Source organism: [Leptolyngbya] sp. PCC 7376 (genome assembly GCF_000316605.1).
Taxonomy (GTDB): Bacteria; Cyanobacteriota; Cyanobacteriia; order Cyanobacteriales; family MRBY01; genus MRBY01.
Genome location: NC_019683.1, coordinates 2,593,353 through 2,615,457, shown reverse-complemented (window position 1 = coordinate 2,615,457; position 22,105 = coordinate 2,593,353). Strand labels below are relative to the sequence as shown.

18 protein-coding genes are annotated in these 22,105 nt (G+C 43.9%); 6 read left to right on the top strand and 12 right to left on the bottom strand.

Annotated elements, in window-relative coordinates:
• The first annotated feature begins 63 nt into the window (after positions 1–63).
• Positions 64–4,833, top strand: a complete 4,770-nt coding sequence (locus LEPTO7376_RS23550) for a CHAT domain-containing protein (protein ID WP_160148443.1) — start codon at positions 64–66, stop codon at positions 4,831–4,833.
• A 100-nt stretch (positions 4,834–4,933) separates the two neighbouring features.
• Complete coding sequence (locus LEPTO7376_RS11490; RefSeq protein WP_015134346.1) at positions 4,934–5,260, top strand: 2Fe-2S iron-sulfur cluster-binding protein; 327 nt, start codon at positions 4,934–4,936, stop codon at positions 5,258–5,260.
• Position 5,261: 1 nt separating this feature from the next.
• On the opposite strand, the gene LEPTO7376_RS11485 is transcribed toward LEPTO7376_RS11490, so the two are convergent.
• The 6 genes from LEPTO7376_RS11485 to LEPTO7376_RS11460 form a co-directional block, all read right to left on the bottom strand.
• Complete coding sequence (locus tag LEPTO7376_RS11485) at positions 5,262–5,543, bottom strand: hypothetical protein (protein ID WP_041765502.1); 282 nt, start codon at positions 5,541–5,543, stop codon at positions 5,262–5,264.
• A gap of 30 nt (positions 5,544–5,573) precedes the next feature.
• Positions 5,574–8,108 (bottom strand): hypothetical protein, encoded by a 2,535-nt coding sequence (locus LEPTO7376_RS11480; RefSeq protein ID WP_015134344.1) that lies wholly within the window; start codon positions 8,106–8,108, stop codon positions 5,574–5,576.
• A gap of 51 nt (positions 8,109–8,159) precedes the next feature.
• On the bottom strand, positions 8,160–9,293 hold the full coding sequence (locus LEPTO7376_RS11475; protein WP_015134343.1) for a PilW family protein: 1,134 nt from the start codon (positions 9,291–9,293) through the stop codon (positions 8,160–8,162).
• Positions 9,244–9,699: a prepilin-type N-terminal cleavage/methylation domain-containing protein gene (locus LEPTO7376_RS11470; protein WP_015134342.1), complete on the bottom strand. Its 456-nt coding sequence runs from the start codon at positions 9,697–9,699 to the stop codon at positions 9,244–9,246. The genes LEPTO7376_RS11475 and LEPTO7376_RS11470 overlap by 50 nt, the downstream gene beginning before the upstream one ends.
• Positions 9,700–9,725: 26 nt before the next feature.
• Positions 9,726–11,030, bottom strand: coding sequence for a prepilin-type N-terminal cleavage/methylation domain-containing protein (locus LEPTO7376_RS23545; RefSeq protein WP_015134341.1), 1,305 nt, complete (start codon positions 11,028–11,030; stop codon positions 9,726–9,728).
• A gap of 151 nt (positions 11,031–11,181) precedes the next feature.
• Positions 11,182–11,775, bottom strand: a complete 594-nt coding sequence (locus tag LEPTO7376_RS11460; RefSeq protein ID WP_015134340.1) for a hypothetical protein — start codon at positions 11,773–11,775, stop codon at positions 11,182–11,184.
• A 502-nt stretch (positions 11,776–12,277) separates the two neighbouring features.
• On the opposite strand from LEPTO7376_RS11460, the gene LEPTO7376_RS11455 reads away from it, so the two are divergent.
• Positions 12,278–13,084 (top strand): class I SAM-dependent methyltransferase, encoded by an 807-nt coding sequence (locus tag LEPTO7376_RS11455; protein WP_015134339.1) that lies wholly within the window; start codon positions 12,278–12,280, stop codon positions 13,082–13,084.
• A 55-nt stretch (positions 13,085–13,139) separates the two neighbouring features.
• Here LEPTO7376_RS11455 and clpP read toward each other — a convergent pair whose 3' ends face one another.
• The 3 genes from clpP to remA form a co-directional block, all read right to left on the bottom strand.
• The gene (gene clpP / locus LEPTO7376_RS11450; RefSeq protein WP_015134338.1) at positions 13,140–13,739 is read right to left on the bottom strand and encodes an ATP-dependent Clp endopeptidase proteolytic subunit ClpP; all 600 of its coding nucleotides are present in this window, start codon (positions 13,737–13,739) and stop codon (positions 13,140–13,142) included.
• 90 nt (positions 13,740–13,829) lie between these two features.
• A complete protein-coding gene (gene gmk / locus LEPTO7376_RS11445; protein WP_015134337.1) occupies positions 13,830–14,384 on the bottom strand; it encodes a guanylate kinase in 555 nt (184 codons plus the stop codon).
• A gap of 37 nt (positions 14,385–14,421) precedes the next feature.
• Positions 14,422–14,694 (bottom strand): extracellular matrix/biofilm regulator RemA, encoded by a 273-nt coding sequence (gene remA / locus LEPTO7376_RS11440; RefSeq protein WP_015134336.1) that lies wholly within the window; start codon positions 14,692–14,694, stop codon positions 14,422–14,424.
• Positions 14,695–14,919: 225 nt separating this feature from the next.
• Between remA and LEPTO7376_RS11435 the strand changes: the two genes are divergently transcribed.
• Together LEPTO7376_RS11435 and LEPTO7376_RS11430 are read left to right on the top strand one after the other, a co-directional pair.
• The gene (locus LEPTO7376_RS11435; protein WP_015134335.1) at positions 14,920–15,237 is read left to right on the top strand and encodes a hypothetical protein; all 318 of its coding nucleotides are present in this window, start codon (positions 14,920–14,922) and stop codon (positions 15,235–15,237) included.
• Positions 15,238–15,396: 159 nt separating this feature from the next.
• Positions 15,397–16,890, top strand: coding sequence for a UDP-N-acetylmuramoyl-L-alanyl-D-glutamate--2,6-diaminopimelate ligase (locus LEPTO7376_RS11430; protein ID WP_015134334.1), 1,494 nt, complete (start codon positions 15,397–15,399; stop codon positions 16,888–16,890).
• A 17-nt stretch (positions 16,891–16,907) separates the two neighbouring features.
• On the opposite strand, the gene LEPTO7376_RS11425 is transcribed toward LEPTO7376_RS11430, so the two are convergent.
• Positions 16,908–17,483 carry a Uma2 family endonuclease gene (locus tag LEPTO7376_RS11425; protein WP_015134333.1) on the bottom strand — a complete coding sequence of 192 codons (576 nt, stop codon included), beginning with the start codon at positions 17,481–17,483 and terminating at the stop codon, positions 16,908–16,910.
• 226 nt (positions 17,484–17,709) lie between these two features.
• Between LEPTO7376_RS11425 and LEPTO7376_RS11420 the strand changes: the two genes are divergently transcribed.
• Entirely contained in the window at positions 17,710–18,363 is a 654-nt protein-coding gene (locus LEPTO7376_RS11420; protein WP_015134332.1) for a GNAT family N-acetyltransferase, read from the top strand.
• Between the two features lie 27 nt (positions 18,364–18,390).
• Here the strand turns inward: LEPTO7376_RS11420 and LEPTO7376_RS11415 are convergent, their stop codons facing one another.
• Complete coding sequence (locus LEPTO7376_RS11415; protein ID WP_015134331.1) at positions 18,391–19,350, bottom strand: hypothetical protein; 960 nt, start codon at positions 19,348–19,350, stop codon at positions 18,391–18,393.
• A gap of 220 nt (positions 19,351–19,570) precedes the next feature.
• Positions 19,571–22,072, bottom strand: coding sequence for a phosphoenolpyruvate synthase (gene ppsA, locus LEPTO7376_RS11410; RefSeq protein WP_015134330.1), 2,502 nt, complete (start codon positions 22,070–22,072; stop codon positions 19,571–19,573).
• Positions 22,073–22,105: the final 33 nt, after the last annotated feature.

The window sequence follows — 22,105 nt, the reverse complement described above, 5'->3', positions numbered from 1 at the left end:
TCGGTACAATGAGCCGTAATATTACCCTCAGACATCTCCCTGGTGTTAGGGGCTAAGACCGAGGTGCTCGTTTTGTTTCGCTCCAATATTTCTTTTTTTCTGCTTGCTATTCCAACGTTGCCCTTCGTTTTTCTGGAGCCCCAGCAACAGGCGATCGCCCAAATTACCCCAGCAGGGGATGGCACAGGTACCATTGTCAACCAAACTGGCTCAGACTTTGAGATTCTGGGCGGTAGCCTATCCGGTGATACCGCAAATCTTTTCCATAATTTTTCCGACTTTAATTTATCTCCGAGCCAAAGCGCGACTTTCTTTGCCGACCCTAATATTCAAAATATTCTTTCCAGAATCAGTGGTGGCAATCCCTCTTTTATTGATGGTTTACTACGGGTCAATGAAAGCGATGCCAACTTATTTCTCGTCAATCCTGCTGGCCTGATTTTTGGCGCTAATGCTCAGCTTGATATTGGCGGTAGTTTCACTGCAACAACGTCCACAAGAATTGGCTTTGGCGAAGACTTTCTCCAGAGTTTTGGTACTAATAACTATGCTGCCCTGAACGGAAACCCCACCAGTTTTGTGTTTGACGATGCGACAGGCATGATTCTCAATCAAGGGAATCTCGCAGTGCCAGCTAATGAGTCACTATGGTTGGTGGGCAGTAGCGTACTCAATCTGGGGACTTTGTCTGCACCCAATGGCAATATCAGTTTGACTGCCATCCCAGAACAACGACAAATCAAAATATCCCAACCCGGTAATTTACTGTCCCTAGCTCTCGATGCTGCACCTATTGGCGGAACGCTTCTCCCTAATGATCTGCAAGTCTTCACCACAACCGATCTACCGCAATATCTGACAGGTTCTAGTGAAACAGTTTCAGTTGGTGAGACTGGAGAAGTTTCTCTCAAACAAAATGGAGAAAATATTGCTTTTAATGCTGGTGATGTTGGCATTGCCGGGACAGTTCAAGCCGATACCGTGCAATTGATGGCGACTGGGCGTGTGACTCCCACTGATTTTTCTCTAATTGAAGCAGGTGAATCCAGTCGTGGCGGTTTAACCGTTGTGCGTTTCCGAGATAATTTGGAAGATTCGCTTGGTTATACATTTATTGATCAGCGGGCTGATAATCCTGACCAACTACTTTTCGGTGGTGAATCGGGAACCATTGCAACCATCGTTTTGAAACAAGAAGCTGGTTTAGATGCCGTTACCAATGCTCTCTTAGAATTTGCTGCAACGGGTGAAACTCTCGATGCGATCAATATCGTTGCAGAAGGTAATGAAGGTTATTTTTGGCTCGGTAGTGACTTAGTTGATGGTGCAACCCTAGAAGCCTATCAAGCTCAACTACAACAGTGGCGATCGGTTTTGGGGAATGGCGCAGATTTGTTACTCTATAGTTGTTTTACCGCTTTGGGGATGGATGGCGAAGCGCTACTCACTCAGTTGGCAGAGCTAACTGAGACAGACGTTGCTGCCTCTTTAGATGTCACTGGTAGTGCTGAATTTGATGGAAATTGGGATCTGGAATATAGCACTGGCGATATCGAAGCGAGTAACCCTTTCACCCTAGAAACTCTTGCCACTTGGGAAGGAAGATTAGCGACGATCCTCGTTCAAAATCTAAATGATAATGGCCCTGATTCTTTACGTGAGGCATTTTCTGCGGCCGTAGCTGGAGATTTAATTATCCCTACAATCTCAGGGAATGTTGTGCTAACCACAGGAGAAATCGCCTGGACAACGGATAATTTGGTCTTAGATGGAACAGGACAATTTTTTGCGGTTGATGGCAATGGTTCCAGCCGAATTTTTAATATTCTTGCACCTACTGCCACGATTGAAGACATAACAATTCGGAATGGTTCTGCATTCAATGGTGGTGGGATTTTTACCGCTGGAACAGGAATAGTAAACATTAATAACTCTATTATTTCTGGTAATACAGCAAGTACTGGTGCTGGCATTTACACTAATATTGCAACGGTAAATATCAATAGTTCTACTGTTTCTGGCAATATGGCTTCCCTTAATGGAGGAGGTATTCAAAATAGCTTGGGAACAGTAAATATTAATAATTCCACTATTGAGAATAATTCTGCCTCTAATTTAGGTGGAGGAATTAGTAATGATGGAACAGTAAATATTAATAGTTCCACTATCTCTGGTAATACATCTAGTTTCTTCGGAGGAGGAATTTATAATGCTGGAACAGGAATAATAGATGTTAATGATTCTAATATCTCTAATAATGACGCTTCTGCTGGTGGAGGAGCTTCTAATTTTGGTTCACTAACTATTAATAACTCTAGTATTTTTTCTAATTCTGCTTCTTCAGGTTCAGGTGGAGGTATTGACAACGTTGGAACAGTAAACATCAATAATTCCACTATCTCTGGTAATACTGCTACGACTTCTGGAGGGGGAATTTACGATCTCAGTGGAATAGTAAACATCAATAATTCCACTATCTCTGGTAACTCTACACAACCTGCTGGAGGTGGAGGAGTACGCAGAGCAGGAGGAGGCACAGCCAATCTTACAAATAGTATTATTACCAATAGCATTGGGGGAGATTGGAGTGGAGCAACGCCGACTGTCTTTGGATTTAATCTTGTACAAGATGGTAGTGTTGCAGGCGCTGGAGTACTGAATGTAGATCCGCTACTTGCTCCGTTGGGAGACTATGGTGGCTCTGAAACTGGTGACCCCAATACTGGCACAACTCCTCTACAAACACATTTATTGCTCCCCAGTAGTCCTGCCTTTGATGTTGGTGATGATTCTTTTGTTTCGAGTTCTTTTGAGCAGCGAGGTGGCGATCGCCAAGTTGGGATAGTTGACTTAGGAGCAGTGGAATTTCAGGGGACTGAACTCTTTATCCTTGCAGGCGATAATCAGACCGCACTCACCAATACAGCGTTTTCTCAAGAGTTAATTGTTTTTGCCGAAGAGGCCATTTTTGGTAATTCATTAGAAGGAATCGATGTTGATTTCCTTGCCCCTGTTACTGGAGCCAGCACTAATCCTATCGATTTTTTCACCGTCACTGATATTTTTGGTGAAGCTGCTTTTCCTGCCAGTGCGAACGGGATTGTTGGAGCTTTTGATGTTTTCGTATTTGCGGATACTGGTATCGTCGTGTTTACGCTCAACAATACAGATGATGTCACTTTAGTAAGTGAAGGTGAAACTTTCACTGATCCTTTTATTGATCTATTTTTAGACCCATTTCTTAATTCATTTTTCGAAGACTCCGATTTTATCATCGAAGAAGATACTGGCATTTTTGGAGAAGGCTCTGAAGGCATTGATACTGTAGACAGTTCGGAGGTGATCGCCGAAGGGATAGATGACAGTAGTATCACTGCCGATAATCCAGAAGAAGGTTCTGATGGAGTCGATAATGAAGACTCTGAGATCGGAGGAACCACACCAGAGGTTGGTGGACAAAATAAGCCAGATGCCATTGTTACAAATGGAGACACATTTCTGACTGCAGAAGTCGAACAAGCTGCAGAATATGGTGATTATTTGGGACAAAATTTGCCGTCTCCTTTCACTCCAGAACAATCACAAAGTCTCCTCGGGAATCTTGATGCACAAACAGACACAAAAACTGCTTATCTTTCTTTACGCTTTCGTCCGATAAGTAACAATTTGGCGTCAGATAATGAGCCACAAAGTGTACAGCTTAGTCGCACTAAAAATAATCACAAAATAGATACGCTCAAACCTTGGTTAGGTCAAATTCCAGGGCAAACAAATGGCGAAGATCCCCTTGAGGTGATTATCACGACTGCTAACGATGAAATTGTGGTGAAAACGCTTCCCATCACTCGCAGACAACTCAAACAGCTCGAACGTGAACTCCTCAGAGTTGCGATAACGCCTAATCAAATTTTTCGGCGACGTCTAGATCGCGCCTTAGAAAGCATTCATCAACAAGTGTTTGAGCCGATTGAAGAAACATTGCGAGAGGAAGAGATCAGTAATTTATTGATTTCCTTAGGACGAGATTTACGGAGTGTGCCTTGGGCTGCTTTATATGATGGAGAGCAATATCTCATCGAAAAATATAGTCTGAGTATCACCCCTAATCTGAGTTTGACAGATACCAGCTATCGCCCCCTGCATGACCGAGAGATGTTGGCGATGGGGGCATCTAGTTTCTCTGAGCTGAATGATTTGCCTGCTGTGCCAACAGAATTAGAGCTGATTACGCAGCAATTTGATAATTCTCGTTATTTTCTAAATGAAGAGTTTACGGAAGAGAATTTGCTTGCTGCTCGCGATGAGATTAATCCCGGCATTATTCATCTGGCTACTCATGCCAGTTTTCAAGGCGGTAATCTCCAGAACTCCTATATTCAACTTTGGGGTGAAGAGCAATTGGCAATTAGTGAAATGAAGCAATTGCAATGGTTTCGAGAGCCGCCTGTGGAGCTGTTGGTGCTGAGTGCTTGTCAAACAGCTTTGGGAAATCCGGAGGCAGAGCTGGGTTTTGGTGGACTGGCAATTCAGGCAGGGGTACGTTCTGCTGTGGCCAGCCTCTGGGAGGTGAGTGATGTGGGCACAATGGCGCTGATGAGTGAGTTTTATCAAAATCTGCGCGACCCTAATATTCGTACTAAAGCTGAAGCGCTACGACAGGCCCAAATCGCGCTTATTCGTGGTGATGTGAGGATTGATGGCAATCAGCTACGGGGCGGTACTCGTTCTCCTTATTCGATAGAGCTATCGGGTAATTTCACTGCTCCAACATCTAATTCCCTTGCTCATCCTTACTATTGGTCAGCGTTTACGTTGATTGGTAGTCCTTGGTAGATCAGGCGATCGCCGCGCGTTTTTTTCTCTGAGCAATATGTTTAGAGGCTAGATTTTATAGACTATTTACAGTTCTTTCGTGGCTCGATATTTTTAACCTATGCCAAAGATTATTTTCGGCGATCAAATCATTACCTGTGACGTAGGAGAAAACCTTCGTAAAGTTCTCCTCAAGCATAATGCAGCCCTCTATAACGGCAAAGCAAATATCATCAACTGTATGGGGATTGGTTCTTGTGGAACTTGTGCTGTCGAGATTGAGGGGGAGTTACCGGAGAGAAATTGGAAAGAAAAAGCGCGGCTTTCTTTCCCTCCCCATAACCCGGAGAAACAGCGCCGCCTAGCTTGCCAAATCACAGTTGAAAATGATCTGACGATCACAAAATATGATGGTTTTTGGGGACAGGGCGATCGCCGCCTATTTTAGATTACGTAACCTGACACCACACCTGATGCATTCCTTCCAGTAGTGCCTGATCTAAAGGCACCTCAATAGAAGAGTCCGGCAACACAGAATCGGTACCGCAGATTGGGCAAACAGCTGTCCTCCCGCTAATTCCTTCTGCATTGGACAGTTCATCAATCCATTCTGAGATGCGCTGCGGCTCAAAAATTGACAAGCAGTCAAAGCACCCACATATTTGACTATTCTTGATTTCTGCTTCATGGCAGATAGAGGCTAAATGTAGCTGTTTATAATCGGGCAGCATCAGCTTTTCAGCCATATTCTAAGCGAATAATTAATCGAGATAGCGTTCAAAAGATGACTGCTTAACGTGGACAAAGCGAGGGGAGAGAGGCGGTAGATTATCTGCATTATTAAAGTCCAAATCGTATTCCCAATCACGTCCTGGAGGATTATACTTTTGGCTACTCCATTTCCCGGAGACATGCTGTGATGTACCTAGACTGACAAAGGAACCACGATATCTTAGGGTTTTACCAGACCAACTCTCTGCAAAACGCGGATAGTTCTCAAGTCCGCCGTTATAACCACCATTACCGCCATTCGGAACCGTAATATCAGTGCCTGCTAGAAATGCACTATTGATTTCAGTGGTGGCGCCATTAGATTTTGTATCTTCGTTGTTAATATCTGGGTTGCAATTTTTCCCTGACTTTTTATTGATCATGCCGTCTTGGTTGCGACAAGCATTAGATAAAACATTTAGCGAGTCGGCTAAGACACTGGCTGGCTGTTTATTGACGATATTGTAATCGCCTTGGACATATACGCCATGGTCACTAACAAATGTGAGTCCGGTATTTTCGGGGTTACTGGCAGTGCCTGCTAAGCCCATCAGTTGTTCGCCTTTTGTTAGGACAAAGCCGTAGGGGCTATCAACACCTGCTGCATCAGGATAGGTTGTTTGATCAACAGTGGCATGGAAAACAAGTCCACCTTCACTGGTATCACTGGATGCTAAACCGAGACTCTGAAAAGAGTTAGCGACTGCATTACCATCTGGCTCGATGCGTTCAAATAATGATTCATCTGAGCTAAAACCCTGACCACTGTTGAGGTTTTGGACAGCTCCACTATTAAACTCCACGTAAACACCATCACGATTCCAGACCGTTAAACTCTCGATATTCATCTGTAACAGACGCATCTCGCGACCTTCGCGGTCATTGTAATAACGATAGGGAGACTGATGACTAGAAGAATCACGACCAATATCCCGCAGAGGTGCTGCAACAAAACAGCGCTCTCCTAATTCGATTGTGCTGCCATCATCGGGGTCGGTGCCTTGATAAGAAATGGCCGCAATTTGTTCGGGGGATAAATTATCTAAAATGTTGAGTTGCGTCGAGTCAACAATACTATTTAGAGATGCAATTTGGGCTGTATCACCACTAGATAAAATACTCGTGAAATTCAGCTGTGCATCCAAACGAGCAGTCAGAGCTGTGTCGAAACTTGCTTTAAGATTGGCAAACTCTGCATCACTCATGCTGGTATCTAGCGTAGTAAATTGGAGCGGTTCTACTTGGGAGGCGATCGCCGTTTGTAGTGCTTCAACAATATATCGCTTCACTTCGTTGTCCGAGGTCAGTGCCGAAATACTGGGTTCACTAACAGCATTACAATATCCTGCCTGCTCCACATCTCGACCCACCATTACAGGCTGTCGTAAACTCCGCAATTGACCTTCTGTGAGCTGTTCATGGGTTCCTGTACTACTATCCGGCACTTGAATTTCGAAAGGAACTGTCGCCAAATAATCTGTGTTATTAGTCGCCGTATCCGCAGGCTTGTATTCGATCCGAAGATCTCCATTTGTATAGTAAGCACCAGTCGCATCAATAAATGAAGGAGATGGAATGATCACAGGTTCAAGATCTGTTTGTACCTGCGTGCCCCAAGTGCTATCCACTAGCTCTGGATTCATTGCACTATTTGTTTGAGATGTGCTGCCAGTACCACCAGACAATAGATTTTGCCAATTGCCTGCCGCATCTTTAATCTGAACTTTACCCTCCGAGTAGGTCGAATTTTTGTTTTTTCGACTGTTGTATAGTTCGCCAGTAAGAGTCACTTGGTTATGAACAAACAACGTACCACCAGCTCCGAGATAAAGCGAACCATTAGTATGGACTGGCCCTCGCAAATTCATCGTAGGACCTGGCAAAATCTCAAGATCGTTAGCATAAAAAGCGGCAAACTGAAACATTGGAATCAGTCGACTTTTAATATCCATTTTTAAGCTGGCACCTAGCTCGGAATCAGCCGCAACGGTTTTTTTTGCAACGGCATGGATCGCAAAACCATACTCTTGCATATTCAAATTTTGAAATGCTTCGCCCCGTGGCACTGTACCAATGGTTGGCTGGCCATTATTTTTTGCAATGACGTAAGACGCTGCCTCAAAGGCGGCTTGGTCTGAGGAGCTAGATACAAATGTTTCGATGTCGCAGCCAAAGTCATTCGTGCCATCATTTGTGGCGTCTAAATCAAAACAGGACGTAATGTCAGTGGGTGGGGTGCCATTCGGTGTATTGTAGCCTGCAAATTTCTGGCGAATATCTTCAACTTTTAAATTTAAACTCGCTTCGGCAGCATAGAAAGCGGTATTCCCCTCAAACGAAGAGGTTGAGCGCATCTTATCAACGTGGGTGATTTTCGCGTAGGCCGCAAGTAAACCTAGGGTTGATAATGAAATCATCATAATGACAAATAAAACATACCCTCCCTCTGACCGAGGCGATCGCCGCACCGGTTTCCCTTTAGAATGATAATTTAGATGGCAAATTAATTTAAAAAAAATATTCATATGATTAAGTTTAAAAAGTAGATTGACTGATGCTTTTAGATCATTTAAGAGCTAGAAATTAAAGACATTTCGAGGAACAAATTGTCGCCTTAGTTGTAGAGCCTCACAATCATTCGGATCCGGACAATTTTCCTGTAAAGCTAATGCCGGTGACGAATCTGCTGCTACCTGTAACATCACATCAATAGCTTTAATCTGAGACCAAGAATAAGAATTGGTTAAAACAGGGTCACAATCTGTTGCTGTGGTCGGTGGCAAAACGGTGCAAGTATGTTCAACATTGTCTTGCTCGACAATCACCGCCACTTCTAAAATATCGATATTATTGGTGATACTTAATGTCTGACTATTATCTGTAATTAGTTGTAGAGTATTGGATGTTTCATCCAGTTGGTAACGGCGCTCTTCAAGCAAATAAATACGACTACTACTATCACCTAGATAGTTGTTTGTCCAAACATTACTATTGCTATCTAATGTCGTATATTCGACAGGATTTACTGTGGCTAATGGATTGGGGATTTCATTATCATCGATATCAAATGCTCTTTCATTTTGATAATCAAAAAATTCTCCTTCACCATTGCCATTGTAAATAAAAGCACGGATGGCACTACCATTATTGAGGCGGTAATCACGGAATTTTTCGGCATTGTCCCACTGGTCTGGCCACCCATCACTATCAGCATCAGAAAGTACTGTGATTTCACATCCGACTAAAGGCGTTCCACCATTTTGATCGAGTACGACAACAGGATCACTCGAACCCACTGCAATATCACGACAAACAGGAATGGATGTTGGGACTAGTTGACGTCGAATCGTTAGCTGTGTTGGGTTTTGAGTGAGTAAGACGACAGGGAAATTAGGGTCACTGGTACCAATTCCCTCTCCTGCTTGTTTAATATCATTGCCGACAGTATCAAGAGGTAAACGTAATGTTTGGGCAATCTCAGAACGTGCCCTATCTTGTACAAAAATTTGGCGATTAAGGACACTGCCAAAAAAAGCTAAACTGATTACCAGCAAGCCAATAGCAAGGGATACTAAAAGCTCAACTAGAGTAAATCCTAGTTCTGAAGAATTATTTTTTGTTTTTCTTTGATAATCTAAAAGTTTGAGATAAAAACTCAGCTTATTGGATATCTGTGTAGATGGTTTCCACTGTATAAATTGTCTCTTCATTATATTCGACCTGAAGGAGGATATATCGCATAGGATTGCTGAGATCTACTGTGGTATTACATGACACAGAGCTATCAGCATTAAAGCTAGGCTTGTCAGAACAGACAAATTGATTGTAGCTATACTCTTTTCCTAAGCTGCTAATACTACTTTCGTTGGTTTCGCCGAGCGTCAGGGATGTTTCTAGACGTAAGTTGTCGAGCACTTGTTGAGAAAGAGATACAGCTCCTGTGCGAATTTCATTATTGATATTACTTTTCTGTTGGGCAACAAATAAAGGTGCTGCCAAGGAAAAAGTAATCACAAAAATTAAGAGGGAAACGATAGATTCAATGAGAGAGAATCCACCATTGTCTTCTTTTTTATCGATATCTCTAAAAAGAAAATTGTTGATATAAAATAGCATGGTTAGAGGTGGTGATTATTGTGATATCAGGAATACAACCAAGTTAATTTTTCAATGAGTTCTGTGATGAAATTTTTATATGGCTCACTATCGCGATCTACCGTCTGAGTGCCTTCAACAAGACTCTGATAATATTCGTTGTCATCTAACCATTCTCGGTAGACGACGAGTTTTTCTTCATATGTTTGAGGTTCTTCATCATCTGGGCTCGTATTGTCTGGAGGGGTTATGTCTGTAGCTGCTGGCTCTGGGTCTGTAGCTGCTGGCTCTGGGTCTGTAGTTGCTGGCTCTGGGTCCGGGTCTGGAGGTATGGGAGAGGAATCATCAACGGTGACGACAACGCCGTTATCTAATTCATATTCGGTTTCTTCAGCGATCGCCTCTGGTTCTGTTGATGTGTCATCTGGTTCCGTCGAAGTCTCAGTCTCTGTTGATGCTTCTGGATCTGTCGAAGTGTCATCTGCTTCAGTAGAGGCGTCATCTTCGCTAGATGTTGCACTATCAGAGCCACCTCCTGTGCTGGAAGAATCACTCCCAGTCCCGGAGGACGAGTCATCTGAGGTGCTTGTACCTGTGTCGCTAGCTGATGCAACAACCACCTCTGGCTTCGGTTGAATGACAACAGAATCAATCAAACCACCTTGAAAAACAGTGATTTTTCCTTCTTTCGCACTCTGCTCACTAATCAGCGTAATTTCTAAATCATCGGTGGTGATACCTGTGTCATCACTCACACTTGCAATACCACGGCTGTCGAAACAAAGTACCCAATTGTTTAAATTGCTGGCAATTGTCACCGTATCTGGCAAGGTCATATCTTCTTGGAAAAAGGTCTTGTCACTAGTCCAAGTACTAATAATTTCAACAGCCTCGCCAGAAGCTTGAGATGTTCCTAGCGGTTGGCCTAGGGTTAGAACAGAAGTGCTGCTATCCGTTGTGAGGACGACATTTTCTGTTTCATCATCACCAACTTTGAGGCGATCACCTGCCGCAAAACCATTAGTCGAAACGACTGTCAGCTGATTGCCAGTTGTTGGGACAGCTCCTGTTAGCTGGGTAGTATTCGGATCACAACTGCGGGTATCCGATGCTTCAACTATGAGCGAATGGTCTGGATCGCTGGGGTCTGGTTGGATCCGTATTGAAGAAGTTGTGGCGATCGCCCGTGAGCGTCCTTGTGAAAAAATACCTGCCGCCTGATAAGTCGCATTTTGTAACGGCTTATTTGCCCACAGCACGAGGGGAGTAGTGATTGCTGAAAGAATACCGATAATGGCAAGAGCCACCAGCAGTTCCAGCAAAGTGAAACCTTGATCTTGATTATTATTCATGGTCTTGCAAATAGTGAAATCTAGAAGCTAATCGTTAAAAATGACTCACCCTCGACAAAGCCAAGTCGTGACAAGGGCATAGGTATTAAATAGAAAAAGAAATTGTAAAAAAGTGCTTTATCAGACTCGAAAATCAATGCGAAATGAGTCTTTACGATGCCATGTTTGTCGCAACTGAATCTCTGAGATTACGAGCAATACTGGGGCAAGCATTACCTTGGCCAGCGCCAGCAAGATTAATGTTGCGCGTGACCTCAAGACGGGATGTCGAGCCGTTTACTGTGCCTTCAACGACAAATGTGCCCTGCTGGAGGTTCGCATCATATTTATATGCAACAAGGCGGTAGCTACCATTTTGTACCGTTCCGCCAAACAAATCTGTTGGGACAGAACCTGGTGCAGTCATTGTTGCACCACAGCTTAGGGATCCTGTTGACCATTCATCGACACTAGCAGTAGTATCGAAATTTTTTGTGAGTAAGCCTCGATTTTGCTGCTGGATTAATTTGCTGAAAATGCGAGCAACGCCAGCCTCGGCGATACCGTGGCTTTGGGCATCATGTAAAGCAGCTTGGGCTTGATGCTGAGAAGAATAACCAGAGGCGATAATTGTCGAACAAGTAACTAATGAGACAACGCCAAAACCATTAATCCAACTAGAAGGGACTAGCTCTGGCGGCTTGACGTTAACTGTCTGTTGAGTTTTGCGTGCTTTCGATGCTTTTTGGAATGATGTTGTATTCATAGCGATCTGCCAATAGTTTTAAGGGCGGCAACGCACTCATTTCGCAAAGTAAATGCACGTTTTGCCCAAAAATGGATAGTCGGTAGATGCAGATCGTTTTCCTTATGTAGGCACAATTATAGGGTCGCTTGGTCTGGTGTGGCTATACGTGAATTCCCGGATTCAAAGAGTTTTCTGTAAAGGTTAGGGGCTTTATTTTAAGTTTTTGTGAAGTCTCTCGGTAATTACGTACGGGTACGGAAGGCGTTTTTGAGGTTATGTGAAATATTAGGGTGAAAATCAATCGTCAAGGGAATGAACAGCAGGTATCAGGGTTGTTGTTGAGTGAAATATTGGGATTGTAAATTGATGTTGGCAGGGTTGTATTTAGAGACTAAAGATTAGTTAGGGGTGGGCGCCTTTATGTCTAGCTATCTTGGTTTCATGGATAGTCGTACAAAATTTGAAGATGGGTTGCGTTAGATTGTAAAGCGATAAATCTAGGAAGGGTGAGAGGAGTCGCTTGTCTGAATATATTCATGGTTACGATCCTGAGGAGCAGCAACGTCTAGTTGAGCAGGCTCAGTATTGGAGCGATCGCCTCTTTCTTCCGAATTTAGATCTTGAACCAGATGCCCACATTCTTGATATTGGCTGTGGCGTTGGGGCTGTGCTTGGCATTATTAGCCAAAAGTATCCCGACTTGATTTTTGCTGGAGTCGATCTTCAACCACGTCAAATTGCCTTCGCGACGCAATATCTGACAGATTTAGGGCTGAATTTTGATTTGCGAGCGGGAGATGCCTACCAATTACCTTGGGCAGATAATACGTTTGATTTTGCGTTGACAGTGTGGCTATTAGAGCATGTGCCAGATACTGCAGGTGTTTTACAAGAGGCTTTGCGAGTTCTGAAATCTGGCGGACAAATCTGTTTAATGGAAACGGATTATCAAAGTTTGCTGGTGCATCCGACTCACCCGGATTTTGAATACTTTCGGGAGGCATTATGCGAGCTATTTTTCGCTGCGAATGGTAATGCTTATGTGGGTCGCAGTTTAGGTGCTTATCTCGTGCAAGCTGGTTTCGCTGAAGTGAATAATGAGGCGATCGCCTTTCACTATTGGCAAACTCCAGAAAATGAAGAGCTACGCGGTTTGGTGAACCATATCGATACGTGGCTAAAACTGATGATTCCGCAGATGGTTGAAAAATTAGGCAAGGATGGTGATCGCCTCAAAAACGGCTTAGAACATTTCCGCAATGTCCCGAACGATCCACTAGGTTCGATTACGCTCAATATTTATCGAGCTACTGGCACAAAGCTTTAAAAACAAAAAATCCCCCTTGAGAAAGGGGGATTTGGGTAGATGTAATCTTTAAGGATTAAACAGGTGGATTTGTTGCAGAAGGACTCTTATCAATCACCTGATCGATTAGGCCATAGTCCATCGCTTCCGCTGCGGACATAAAGAAGTCACGGTCAGTATCAACTTCAATCTTGTCGAGGGGTTGACCCGTATGATCTGCGAGGTGCTGGTTGAGCTTACCTTTGAGATACAAAATTTCTTTTGCTTGAATTTCAATATCTGTGGCTTGACCCTGAGCACCACCGAGGGGTTGGTGAATCATGATGCGGGAGTTGGGTAGACTCATACGCTTACCTTTTTCGCCAGCACTGAGTAGGAATGCGCCCATACTTGCTGCAAGGCCAATACAAATGGTGCAGACATCGGGACGAACTTGGTTCATCGTATCGAAGATGCCCATACCTGCTGAGACGGAGCCACCGGGGGAGTTGATGTAGAGGTAGATGTCTTTTTCTGGATCGTCGGCTTCTAGGAATAAGAGCTGTGCCACGATGAGGTTAGCGATTTCATCATTAACCTGTTGTCCGAGGAAAACAATTCTTTCCCGTAAAAGGCGGGAGTAAATATCAAAGGCACGTTCGCCCCGACCAGAACTTTCGATAACGGTTGGAATCATGGGGTCTGTTAGCTCGTTCTCTTGCTATGTCTATTTGTCTGATTGTAATAGATTCGGCTAGTCGTGGTCATACGGCTACTACGAAATAGTTTATGAAAAGATAGCGGCCTCAATGTCGGCGATCGCCTGTTCGAGATCATCATTAATAATCTGATAGTCAAATTCTGTGCTCAGTTCGAGTTCTTCTTTGGCGCGGGTTAAACGTTTTGCAATCACTTCGTCGGCATCTGTGCCCCGTCCCCGTAATCTTTCCTCTAATACCTCAAAAGAAGGCGGCAGAATAAAAATCCGAAGAGCCTCAGGAAAAATATTTTTAACGGAATTGGCACCAACTACTTCAATTTCCAATAATGCCGAATTCCCTTTCTTCATTTGGGCTTTTACAGGAGGGAGAGGGGTTCCATAATAATTGCCAGCATATTCCGCCCACTCTAATAATTCTTTTGCCGCAATCATCGCTTCAAATTCTGCACGGCTTTTAAAAAAATAATCTTTGCCGTCTACTTCTCCGGTACGGGGTTGACGGGTTGTTGCGGAGATCGATAAAAAAAGCTGCTCGTGGCGGGGTAATAGTTCACGGACAAGGGTGCCTTTCCCAACACCGCTAGGGCCTGTAAGGACGATAAGTTTTCCGGGGGAAGTCATGGATGCTAATAAGTGGGGTTAAACCGAGAAGACCACCCTAAACTTTAGCATTGGCGATCGCCCCATCTTTTTGCACCACGAAGCGATGGGCGACAGTCTCGGGTTGGATTGCAGAGAGAACCACATGACTAGAATCTGTGATAATTACCGCGCGGGTACGTCTGCCATAGGTTGCATCGATGAGCTGACCACGGTCACGAGCGTCACTAATAATTCGCTTGATGGGGGCGGATTCGGGGCTAACAATCGCAATCACCCGGTTCGCAGAGACAATATTACCGAACCCAATATTTATTAATTGTATTTCCATAAGTCGACTTGAGCTTTCGCAAGCAGTTGCCAGCGAATTTACAGATGACACTTTCAATGGTAGCGAGAAATAATTGGGAAAGACAACGATTTAACCGCAAAAATAATATAAATTCCCTGATTTTTACAGATGTTTACCCGCGACACGAATTATCTCGTCTATCTTTAAGCTGTATAGTGCATTTTTCATTGCATTTCGTGAAGTGATCCCAGAAAAAATAAACTGATGAGCCGCCGTCAAATTCTGGAACAGGAATATGCCGATTTTGATCTCGCCGATGTGTTTCGGATTGCCTGTGAGATGAATATCGATATTACGAAGCCTGAGCCGTGGCTGCGGGTTTATTACGATACGATTGGTCGTTGGGGTGTTGGGTTTATGGGTCCGGAATGGCCACCTGCTTTTGTCCATGCCCTTGCTGAATTAATTCGGGAAAATGTTGCTGATCAGAGCTCCTTTTGGAAGTGGGAAACATTGCCGGATGGGGCACAAGAGCTTTGCGAGCAGGACCAAATCATTGTTGAGAAATTATTTGCACCGTAAAGTCTAGTCAAGGTTTGGGACAATAATTGAGCCTGATTCATCATCAAAAAAATCGAGTCTCCGCCCAGGGATAGAATTGGGATAAACTGCTACTGAAATTACAGAATTCCCTTTTTGTCAGACTAAAATCGGGGAAATTAAAGGGTTTGGAGGCAAATCATGCAATTAGGTGAACTTCTTGGGCAAGTATCGGTTATCGACTCTCTGCCAGATCATCCTGCCCTAACTCAAGAGGTAAAAGGGCTTGTCACGAATTCCAAAGTGGTAACGACTGGGGATTTGTTTATTGGTTTGCCGGGTACAAAAGTTGATGGTGGTGAGTTTTGGTCAGGTGCTTTAGATGGTGGGGCGATCGCCGCAATAGTTTCCGCAGATGCCCTCGAAAAAGTGCCTACCGAAAATGGTGAATGTGTCATTGTTACCAGCGATCCAGTGATTGCCTGTGCAGAATTGGCTAACCTCTTTTTTGAAAACCCGACCCAATCCCTCAAACTCGTCGGCGTGACAGGCACAAACGGCAAGACGACAACCAGTCACTTAATCGAATTTTTCCTCCAGCAAGCGAAAAAAAATACTGCTCTAATCGGGACGCTCTACACCCGTTGGCAAGGTTATGAAAAAATTGCGACCCATACCACCCCTTTTGCGATAGACCTCCAGAAGAATTTTGCGAAAGCCGTTAAAGCTGAAAACACCCACGGGGTAATGGAAGTGAGCTCCCATGCCCTCGACCAAAAACGAGTGAAAGGTTGTGAATTTGATGTGTCTGTATTCACTAATTTGACGCAGGATCACCTCGATTATCACAAGACGATGGAGGAGTATTTTCAGGCGAAAGCGCTTCTCTTTAATGATGAATACTGTAAAGAGCGAGCTGTTGTTAATCTCGATGATCAATATGGCGCAAGGTTAGCCCATAAACTTGGTGAAAAATGTTGGGGATATAGTCTGCAAGATAAGTCGGCTGCAATCTTTATGGATCGGTTGGAATATACGGCTATCGGAGTGACTGGTCGTCTCACAACGCCTGAAGGAACAGCTCAATTTTCGTCGCCTTTAGTCGGTCAATTTAACCTCGAAAATGTGATGGCGGCGATTGGTGCTGGTTTGGCATTGGGTTTAGACCTCGAACAAATGTTGACAGTTTTGCCGGAATTCACTGGGGTTCCCGGTCGGATGGAGCGTGTGCAGGTATCCGATGAGCAGGATATCAGCGTGATTGTGGACTATGCCCATACGCCCGATAGTCTCGAAAATCTACTAAAGGCCTCTCGTCCGTTTATCCCTCGCAAAATGATTTGTGTGTTTGGTTGTGGGGGCGATCGCGATCGCACGAAGCGTCCATTGATGGGCAAGATTGCGGCAACAAAATCTGATTGGGCGGTGGTGACTTCTGATAATCCTCGCACCGAAGATCCGAAACGAATTTTGGTAGATGTCGTGGAAGGTATTCCCGAAGCAATTCAGTTTCTCGTGATTCCTGATCGAGCGGCCGCCATTCATCAAGCCATTCTCGAAGCCAAACCTGGAGACGGTGTACTTATTGCTGGAAAGGGTCACGAAGATTATCAAATTCTCGGCACCGAAAAAGTCCATTTCGATGACCGTGAAGAGGCTCGTAAAGCTTTGGGCGATCGCCTAAAAACATCGTAGATTTCTGGATGTTCTAATTACCAAAATTCCGCTAACTCTAGTTCAAAATCCACCAGAACATCTTCCCCAGAAAGTTTTGGCGGCGCGTCTAGAGTTTCAACCGCTTGTCCTTGGCGATAAATTTCGACTTGGCGATCGCCGCGATTAATGAGCCAGCCAAGCCGACAACCATTTGCTAAATATTCTTGTAGTTTGGCGCGAGTGTGGTGAATGATATCGCTGGGAGACATGAGTTCTGCCGCAAAATCAGGACAAAGGGGAATATATTTCTCTCGTTGCTCTGCCTGTAAAGCGTCCCACCGCAACTGCTCTACCCAAGACATATCCGGCGATCGCGTTGCACCATTCGGCAAAATAAAGCCTGTGGAAGAATCAAAACACTGACCAAGTTTATACTTGCGATGCCATAACCCCAGCTGTAAATTCAAGTCAAAATTAATGCGACTCGTTTCTCCACCAGTCGGTGGCATAACAACTAGTTCTCCCTGAGCGGTGCGTTCAAGTTTTAAATCAGGATTTGTCTGGCAAAGCTGCAAAAATTGCTCATGACTTAAGGTAGCAACTGGATTTAGATCGAGCGTAATCGCGGTCATTGACTTACCCCATAAGTCATTGGCTACATTTTAGCAATGCAAATCACATGAATAACTTACTCGGCGATCGCCTCAAAATTTCATAATCCAATCACTCATTTCACTGTTTAAATTCACTACCAAAAAAACCGGCTAGATAACTCCATCCATAACAGAGTTATCAGCGGGTGATGTGCGAAATGAAATTGTTGCCTTTGTTTGTCTATCGTTGGTGCAAACGAAAGTTATGCAATTTCTCCCAAAGTTTATTGCTAACGTGGATGAACAGATAAGTCTTGTGGGCGATCGCCCGACTTTCCTAAATTTATTTGGCGGTGTGCCTATGTCTGAGCCTCAAAATCAAAATCAAGCTACTGTCCAAATTCGTTTGATGGACATTGATGATATTGCACCCGTTTTTCACTTGGGAGAGCAATTGTTTCTGAGTGAGTTGTATCCATCTCTCTATCGCTTATGGGATCAGTGGGAAGTGACGGGAGCCTATAGTACCGATCCTGATCTCTGTTTTGTCGCCACTGTGGATGAGCAATTTGCTGGCTTTATTCTCGGGACATTAGTCGAGAAGCAAGAGAGCACCTATAGCTATATTCGGTGGTTGGGAGTTAGTCCCGATTTTCATCGGATGGGCATCGCCGGAAAGCTTTTAGAAAGATTAATCGAACGGGCGATCGCCCAAGGTGCTGACACTGTTCTGATGGATACTGACCCAGCTAATGAAGCGGCGATTCGTTTCTTCTCGAAGCAAGGTTTTCGCAATCCCCGTGAACATGTTTATCTAACGCTTGATTTGGCGAGTCATAATTATTACGGCAAGCTTCTCGAATACGAACGTGATCGCGCAGAACAATTGACTCAAATTTTACGCCACCGCTATCAATAATCATAATCGCCCTTTTCTAACAAAAAATCATTTAAACAAATTGATTTTTTGGAGCTTTTTAGAAGGCAAAGAGCTTTGATAAAGTGTATACATATATAATTCCTTAAAGCTTTGCTTTTCGTCTTCTGTCAAACGAGCATAGCTCAAAGGTGATATGACAAAGTTTTCAATATGAATTGCAATAATATTCGATAAAAAAATCTTTCTCTGTTCTATAGATAAATTCTTGGGCTCATTCATGAGTTTAGAAAAATGTTTTCTATATTTCTTCAAGCAACTAAATAGAATATAAGTTTTTCCATTCTGTGGAAATATTGTGAAATAGATGTATTTTTTGTCGCCTAAAGAAGGTTCTTCTTTGCATAAAATCTCTATCAAATTAAAGGTTGATGAAACTGCAATATGATATTCTTCGTGAAAAGTGTATAAACGAGAATAGATTAAGTCATAGTTTTTTGTTTTTAATGCATGATTAAAGATTTTGCGGTCAGATTCCATTTGATTGACTGCACATCTAGCTCCATAAAGCATTACTTGTAAATGTTCAGGTTTTTCACCGTGAATCCTTTTTAACTCTTTGATTCCATTTTGATATGCATTTACAGAGAATTTTTTAGCATGCCACTCTTTAGCAAGAGCTCGATATGCAAATAAAAAATTTTGCTCCTTATTATTAGCCAAATAATACTGTGACTCAATAGGCTTAAATATTTCACCATCATGTTTGTGACAAAATCCAGTAAATGTTGTCGCTTTTTTTCGACCTACTTTCTGCATAAAAGCTTTACCATCTCCTAGCTTTACACACATCACCTCACCATGATGGGATATTTTATTTAAAATCCGATTATTTTGAATTGAGTGAGCTGAAATTATTTGAGAATTACACGTCTTATCCTTACAAAAGCATTCTTTGACATGAGACTGTTTTTTTATCTGACTCCAGAAATAATTGGATGATTTTTGTTTTTTATTTGTTCTTTTCATCTTCATGTCTGAATGTCAGTGCATATACTCTTAAATGAAGCATTGATGTTGTTCTGACTTGTCTTTAAAAAGCGATATTCTTCGAAAGCTATATCGACGTTCTGTTGCCGCAACCATCAGAGTTTCCTCGCTCTATAGACATATTCTAAATAAAATCTCCAAGAAAAAACCTTACCCAAAGACAAGATAAGGTTTTCTTTAATTATCTAATTCAGACGAGTTAACAATTGAGTTTTTTTTCTAGGTTAGCGATCGCCAATTTAGTTTTCAGTAGAGAATCGGGGTTGAGGCTAATGGAATCAATGCCATTTTCCACGAGGAACTCCGCAAATTCTGGATAGTCAGAAGGTGCTTGTCCACAGATCCCAATCTTGCGGCCATGTTTCTTCGCACCGGCGATCGCCATTGCAACCATCCGTTTAACCCCTTCATTACGCTCATCGAAAATGTGGGCGACCAGCGCAGAATCTCGGTCTAAACCAAGGGTTAGTTGGGTGAGATCATTGGAGCCAATGGAGAAACCATCAAATACTTCGCTAAACTCGTCCACTAAAATCACGTTGGAAGGCAATTCGCACATGACATAAACTTGCAGGCCATTATCGTCGCGACGCAAATCATGTTTCGCCATTTCTGCTAGCACCCGACGACCTTCTTCAGGAGTACGGCAGAACGGAATCATCGGAATAATATTCGTCAATCCCATTTCATTGCGGGCAATCTTGAAGGCTTCACATTCGAGGGCAAAGGCTTCCACATAATTCGGATCGTAGTAGCGGGATGCCCCACGCCAGCCGATCATCGGGTTTTCTTCCTTCGGCTCAAACTGCTTGCCACCGAGCAAATTGGCATACTCATTAGATTTGAAATCGGACATGCGCACCACCACAGGATTCGGGTAGAACGCCGCTGCAATCATGGCAATGCCACTCGCCAATTTATCCACGAAGAAATCGGCTTTATTTTCATACAAATGGGTCAGTTCGGCGATCGCCTTTTTCTCTAGCAAATCTTCTAGCTCCTCAAAATGTAAAAGAGCTTTTGGGTGAGCCTTAATTTGATTAGCGATGATAAATTCGAGACGAGCTAAACCCACACCATCCGCAGGAAGCGGCGACAGCGAAAACGCTTGCTCTGGATTGCCAACATTCATCAAGATCTTGGTCTTGGTTTCGGGGATATTTTCGAGGGATGTTTCCTGAATTTCAAAGTCCAGTAAACCCTCATAAATCTTGCCGTCTTCCCCTTCGCAACAGGAAACGGTAACCTCTTGCCCCAGCGCAATGAGTTCCGTTGCATCACCACAACCGACTACTGCCGGAATGCCCATTTCTCGCGCAATAATTGCGGCATGGCAAGTGCGACCGCCTTGATCGGTAATGATCGCCGAAGCCTTTTTCATGATCGGTTCCCAATCCGGGTCGGTGCGGCGGGTAACGAGAACCTGACCGGGTTGAAAGAGTTTAATTTGCTCCACATCGAGGATGACATTCGCCTCACCCTGACCGACCATTTCACCCACACTACGACCTTCAGCGAGGATAGTTCCCGTTTCCTTGAGCTTGTAATTGCGGAGAATGTTGCCGGATTTTTGGGATTGAACCGTTTCGGGGCGGGCTTGTACAATGAAAAGTTCACCTGTGATGCCGTCCTTCGCCCACTCAATATCCATCGGGGTATATTGCCCACGCACCGCAGAATAGTGATCCTCGATGATGGTTGTCCAACGCGCCAAGGTCAAAACATCTTCATCGCTAATGCAAAACTTGTTGCGTAGCTCTGCCGGAACCGAAACGTTTTCGGTGAGTTTCGCGCCGTCGGCATAGACCATCTTGATCTGCTTGCTGCCGAGACGCCGTTCGAGAATTGGCTTAAATCCTTCCTTGAGAGTGGGTTTAAAGACCACAAATTCATCGGGATTGACTGCGCCCTGAACTACATTTTCACCAAGTCCATAGGCTCCAGTGATAAACGCTGCATCTTTAAAACCGCTCTCGGTATCGATGGAGAACATTACACCAGAAGTCGCCAAGTCTGAGCGCACCATCTTTTGCACACCGACGGACAATGCCACTTCAAAATGATCGAACCCATTGTGCTGGCGGTAGGCGATCGCCCGATCTGTAAACAGCGACGCAAAGCACTTATGACAAGCATCGAGCACACTTTTTACACCGTGGACATTGAGGTAAGTTTCCTGTTGACCGGCGAAACTCGCTTCGGGCAAATCTTCTGCCGTCGCACTAGAACGCACTGCCACATCGACATCGCTAGCATGATCTTCACAAATTTTGCGGTCTTCCCCTTCAAAGCGATCACACACATCCGAGCCATTACCATACCGCTCACACATTTTTTTGTAAGCTGAGGCGATCGCCTCCTGTAGATTCTGTGGGAAAGGTGTGTTGAGAATTAATGCCCGCGCTTGCCGACCGCGCACCTGTAAATTGGCGACATCATCAATATCTAAATCGGCGAAAAGACTGCGTAATTTCTCTTCTAAACCAGCCAATTTTACGAAGTAACGATAAGCATGGGCTGTCGTTGCAAAACCTCCTGGAACATTTACTCCCTTGGGCTGGAGCTGCTGAATCATTTCACCAAGAGATGAATTCTTTCCTCCCACTAAACCCACATCTTTAGAACCAACTTCCTCAAACCATAAAACCAATGATTCCGTACGCGGATCTGAGTTTTTAGTCGAAGTAAGAGTGTTAACCATGAATAACCATCTCCTAGGGCCAACAATTGAGAG

Bases quoted from the DNA above. Each gene is read 5' to 3' on its own strand.
- LEPTO7376_RS11415 (WP_015134331.1), bottom strand. From the start codon at position 19,350: ATGAAAAGAACAAATAAAAAACAAAAATCATCCAATTATTTCTGGAGT.
- LEPTO7376_RS11480 (WP_015134344.1), bottom strand. From the start codon at position 8,108: ATGAATATTTTTTTTAAATTAATTTGCCATCTAAATTATCATTCTAAA.
- clpP (WP_015134338.1), bottom strand. From the start codon at position 13,739: ATGATTCCAACCGTTATCGAAAGTTCTGGTCGGGGCGAACGTGCCTTT.
- LEPTO7376_RS11420 (WP_015134332.1), top strand. From the start codon at position 17,710: ATGCAATTTCTCCCAAAGTTTATTGCTAACGTGGATGAACAGATAAGT.
- LEPTO7376_RS23545 (WP_015134341.1), bottom strand. From the start codon at position 11,030: ATGAATAATAATCAAGATCAAGGTTTCACTTTGCTGGAACTGCTGGTG.
- LEPTO7376_RS11490 (WP_015134346.1), top strand. From the start codon at position 4,934: ATGCCAAAGATTATTTTCGGCGATCAAATCATTACCTGTGACGTAGGA.
- remA (WP_015134336.1), bottom strand. From the start codon at position 14,694: ATGGAAATACAATTAATAAATATTGGGTTCGGTAATATTGTCTCTGCG.
- LEPTO7376_RS11460 (WP_015134340.1), bottom strand. From the start codon at position 11,775: ATGAATACAACATCATTCCAAAAAGCATCGAAAGCACGCAAAACTCAA.
- ppsA (WP_015134330.1), bottom strand. From the start codon at position 22,072: ATGGTTAACACTCTTACTTCGACTAAAAACTCAGATCCGCGTACGGAA.
- LEPTO7376_RS11470 (WP_015134342.1), bottom strand. From the start codon at position 9,699: ATGCTATTTTATATCAACAATTTTCTTTTTAGAGATATCGATAAAAAA.
- LEPTO7376_RS11430 (WP_015134334.1), top strand. From the start codon at position 15,397: ATGCAATTAGGTGAACTTCTTGGGCAAGTATCGGTTATCGACTCTCTG.
- gmk (WP_015134337.1), bottom strand. From the start codon at position 14,384: ATGACTTCCCCCGGAAAACTTATCGTCCTTACAGGCCCTAGCGGTGTT.
- LEPTO7376_RS11435 (WP_015134335.1), top strand. From the start codon at position 14,920: ATGAGCCGCCGTCAAATTCTGGAACAGGAATATGCCGATTTTGATCTC.
- LEPTO7376_RS11475 (WP_015134343.1), bottom strand. From the start codon at position 9,293: ATGAAGAGACAATTTATACAGTGGAAACCATCTACACAGATATCCAAT.
- LEPTO7376_RS11485 (WP_041765502.1), bottom strand. From the start codon at position 5,543: ATGCTGCCCGATTATAAACAGCTACATTTAGCCTCTATCTGCCATGAA.
- LEPTO7376_RS11425 (WP_015134333.1), bottom strand. From the start codon at position 17,483: ATGACCGCGATTACGCTCGATCTAAATCCAGTTGCTACCTTAAGTCAT.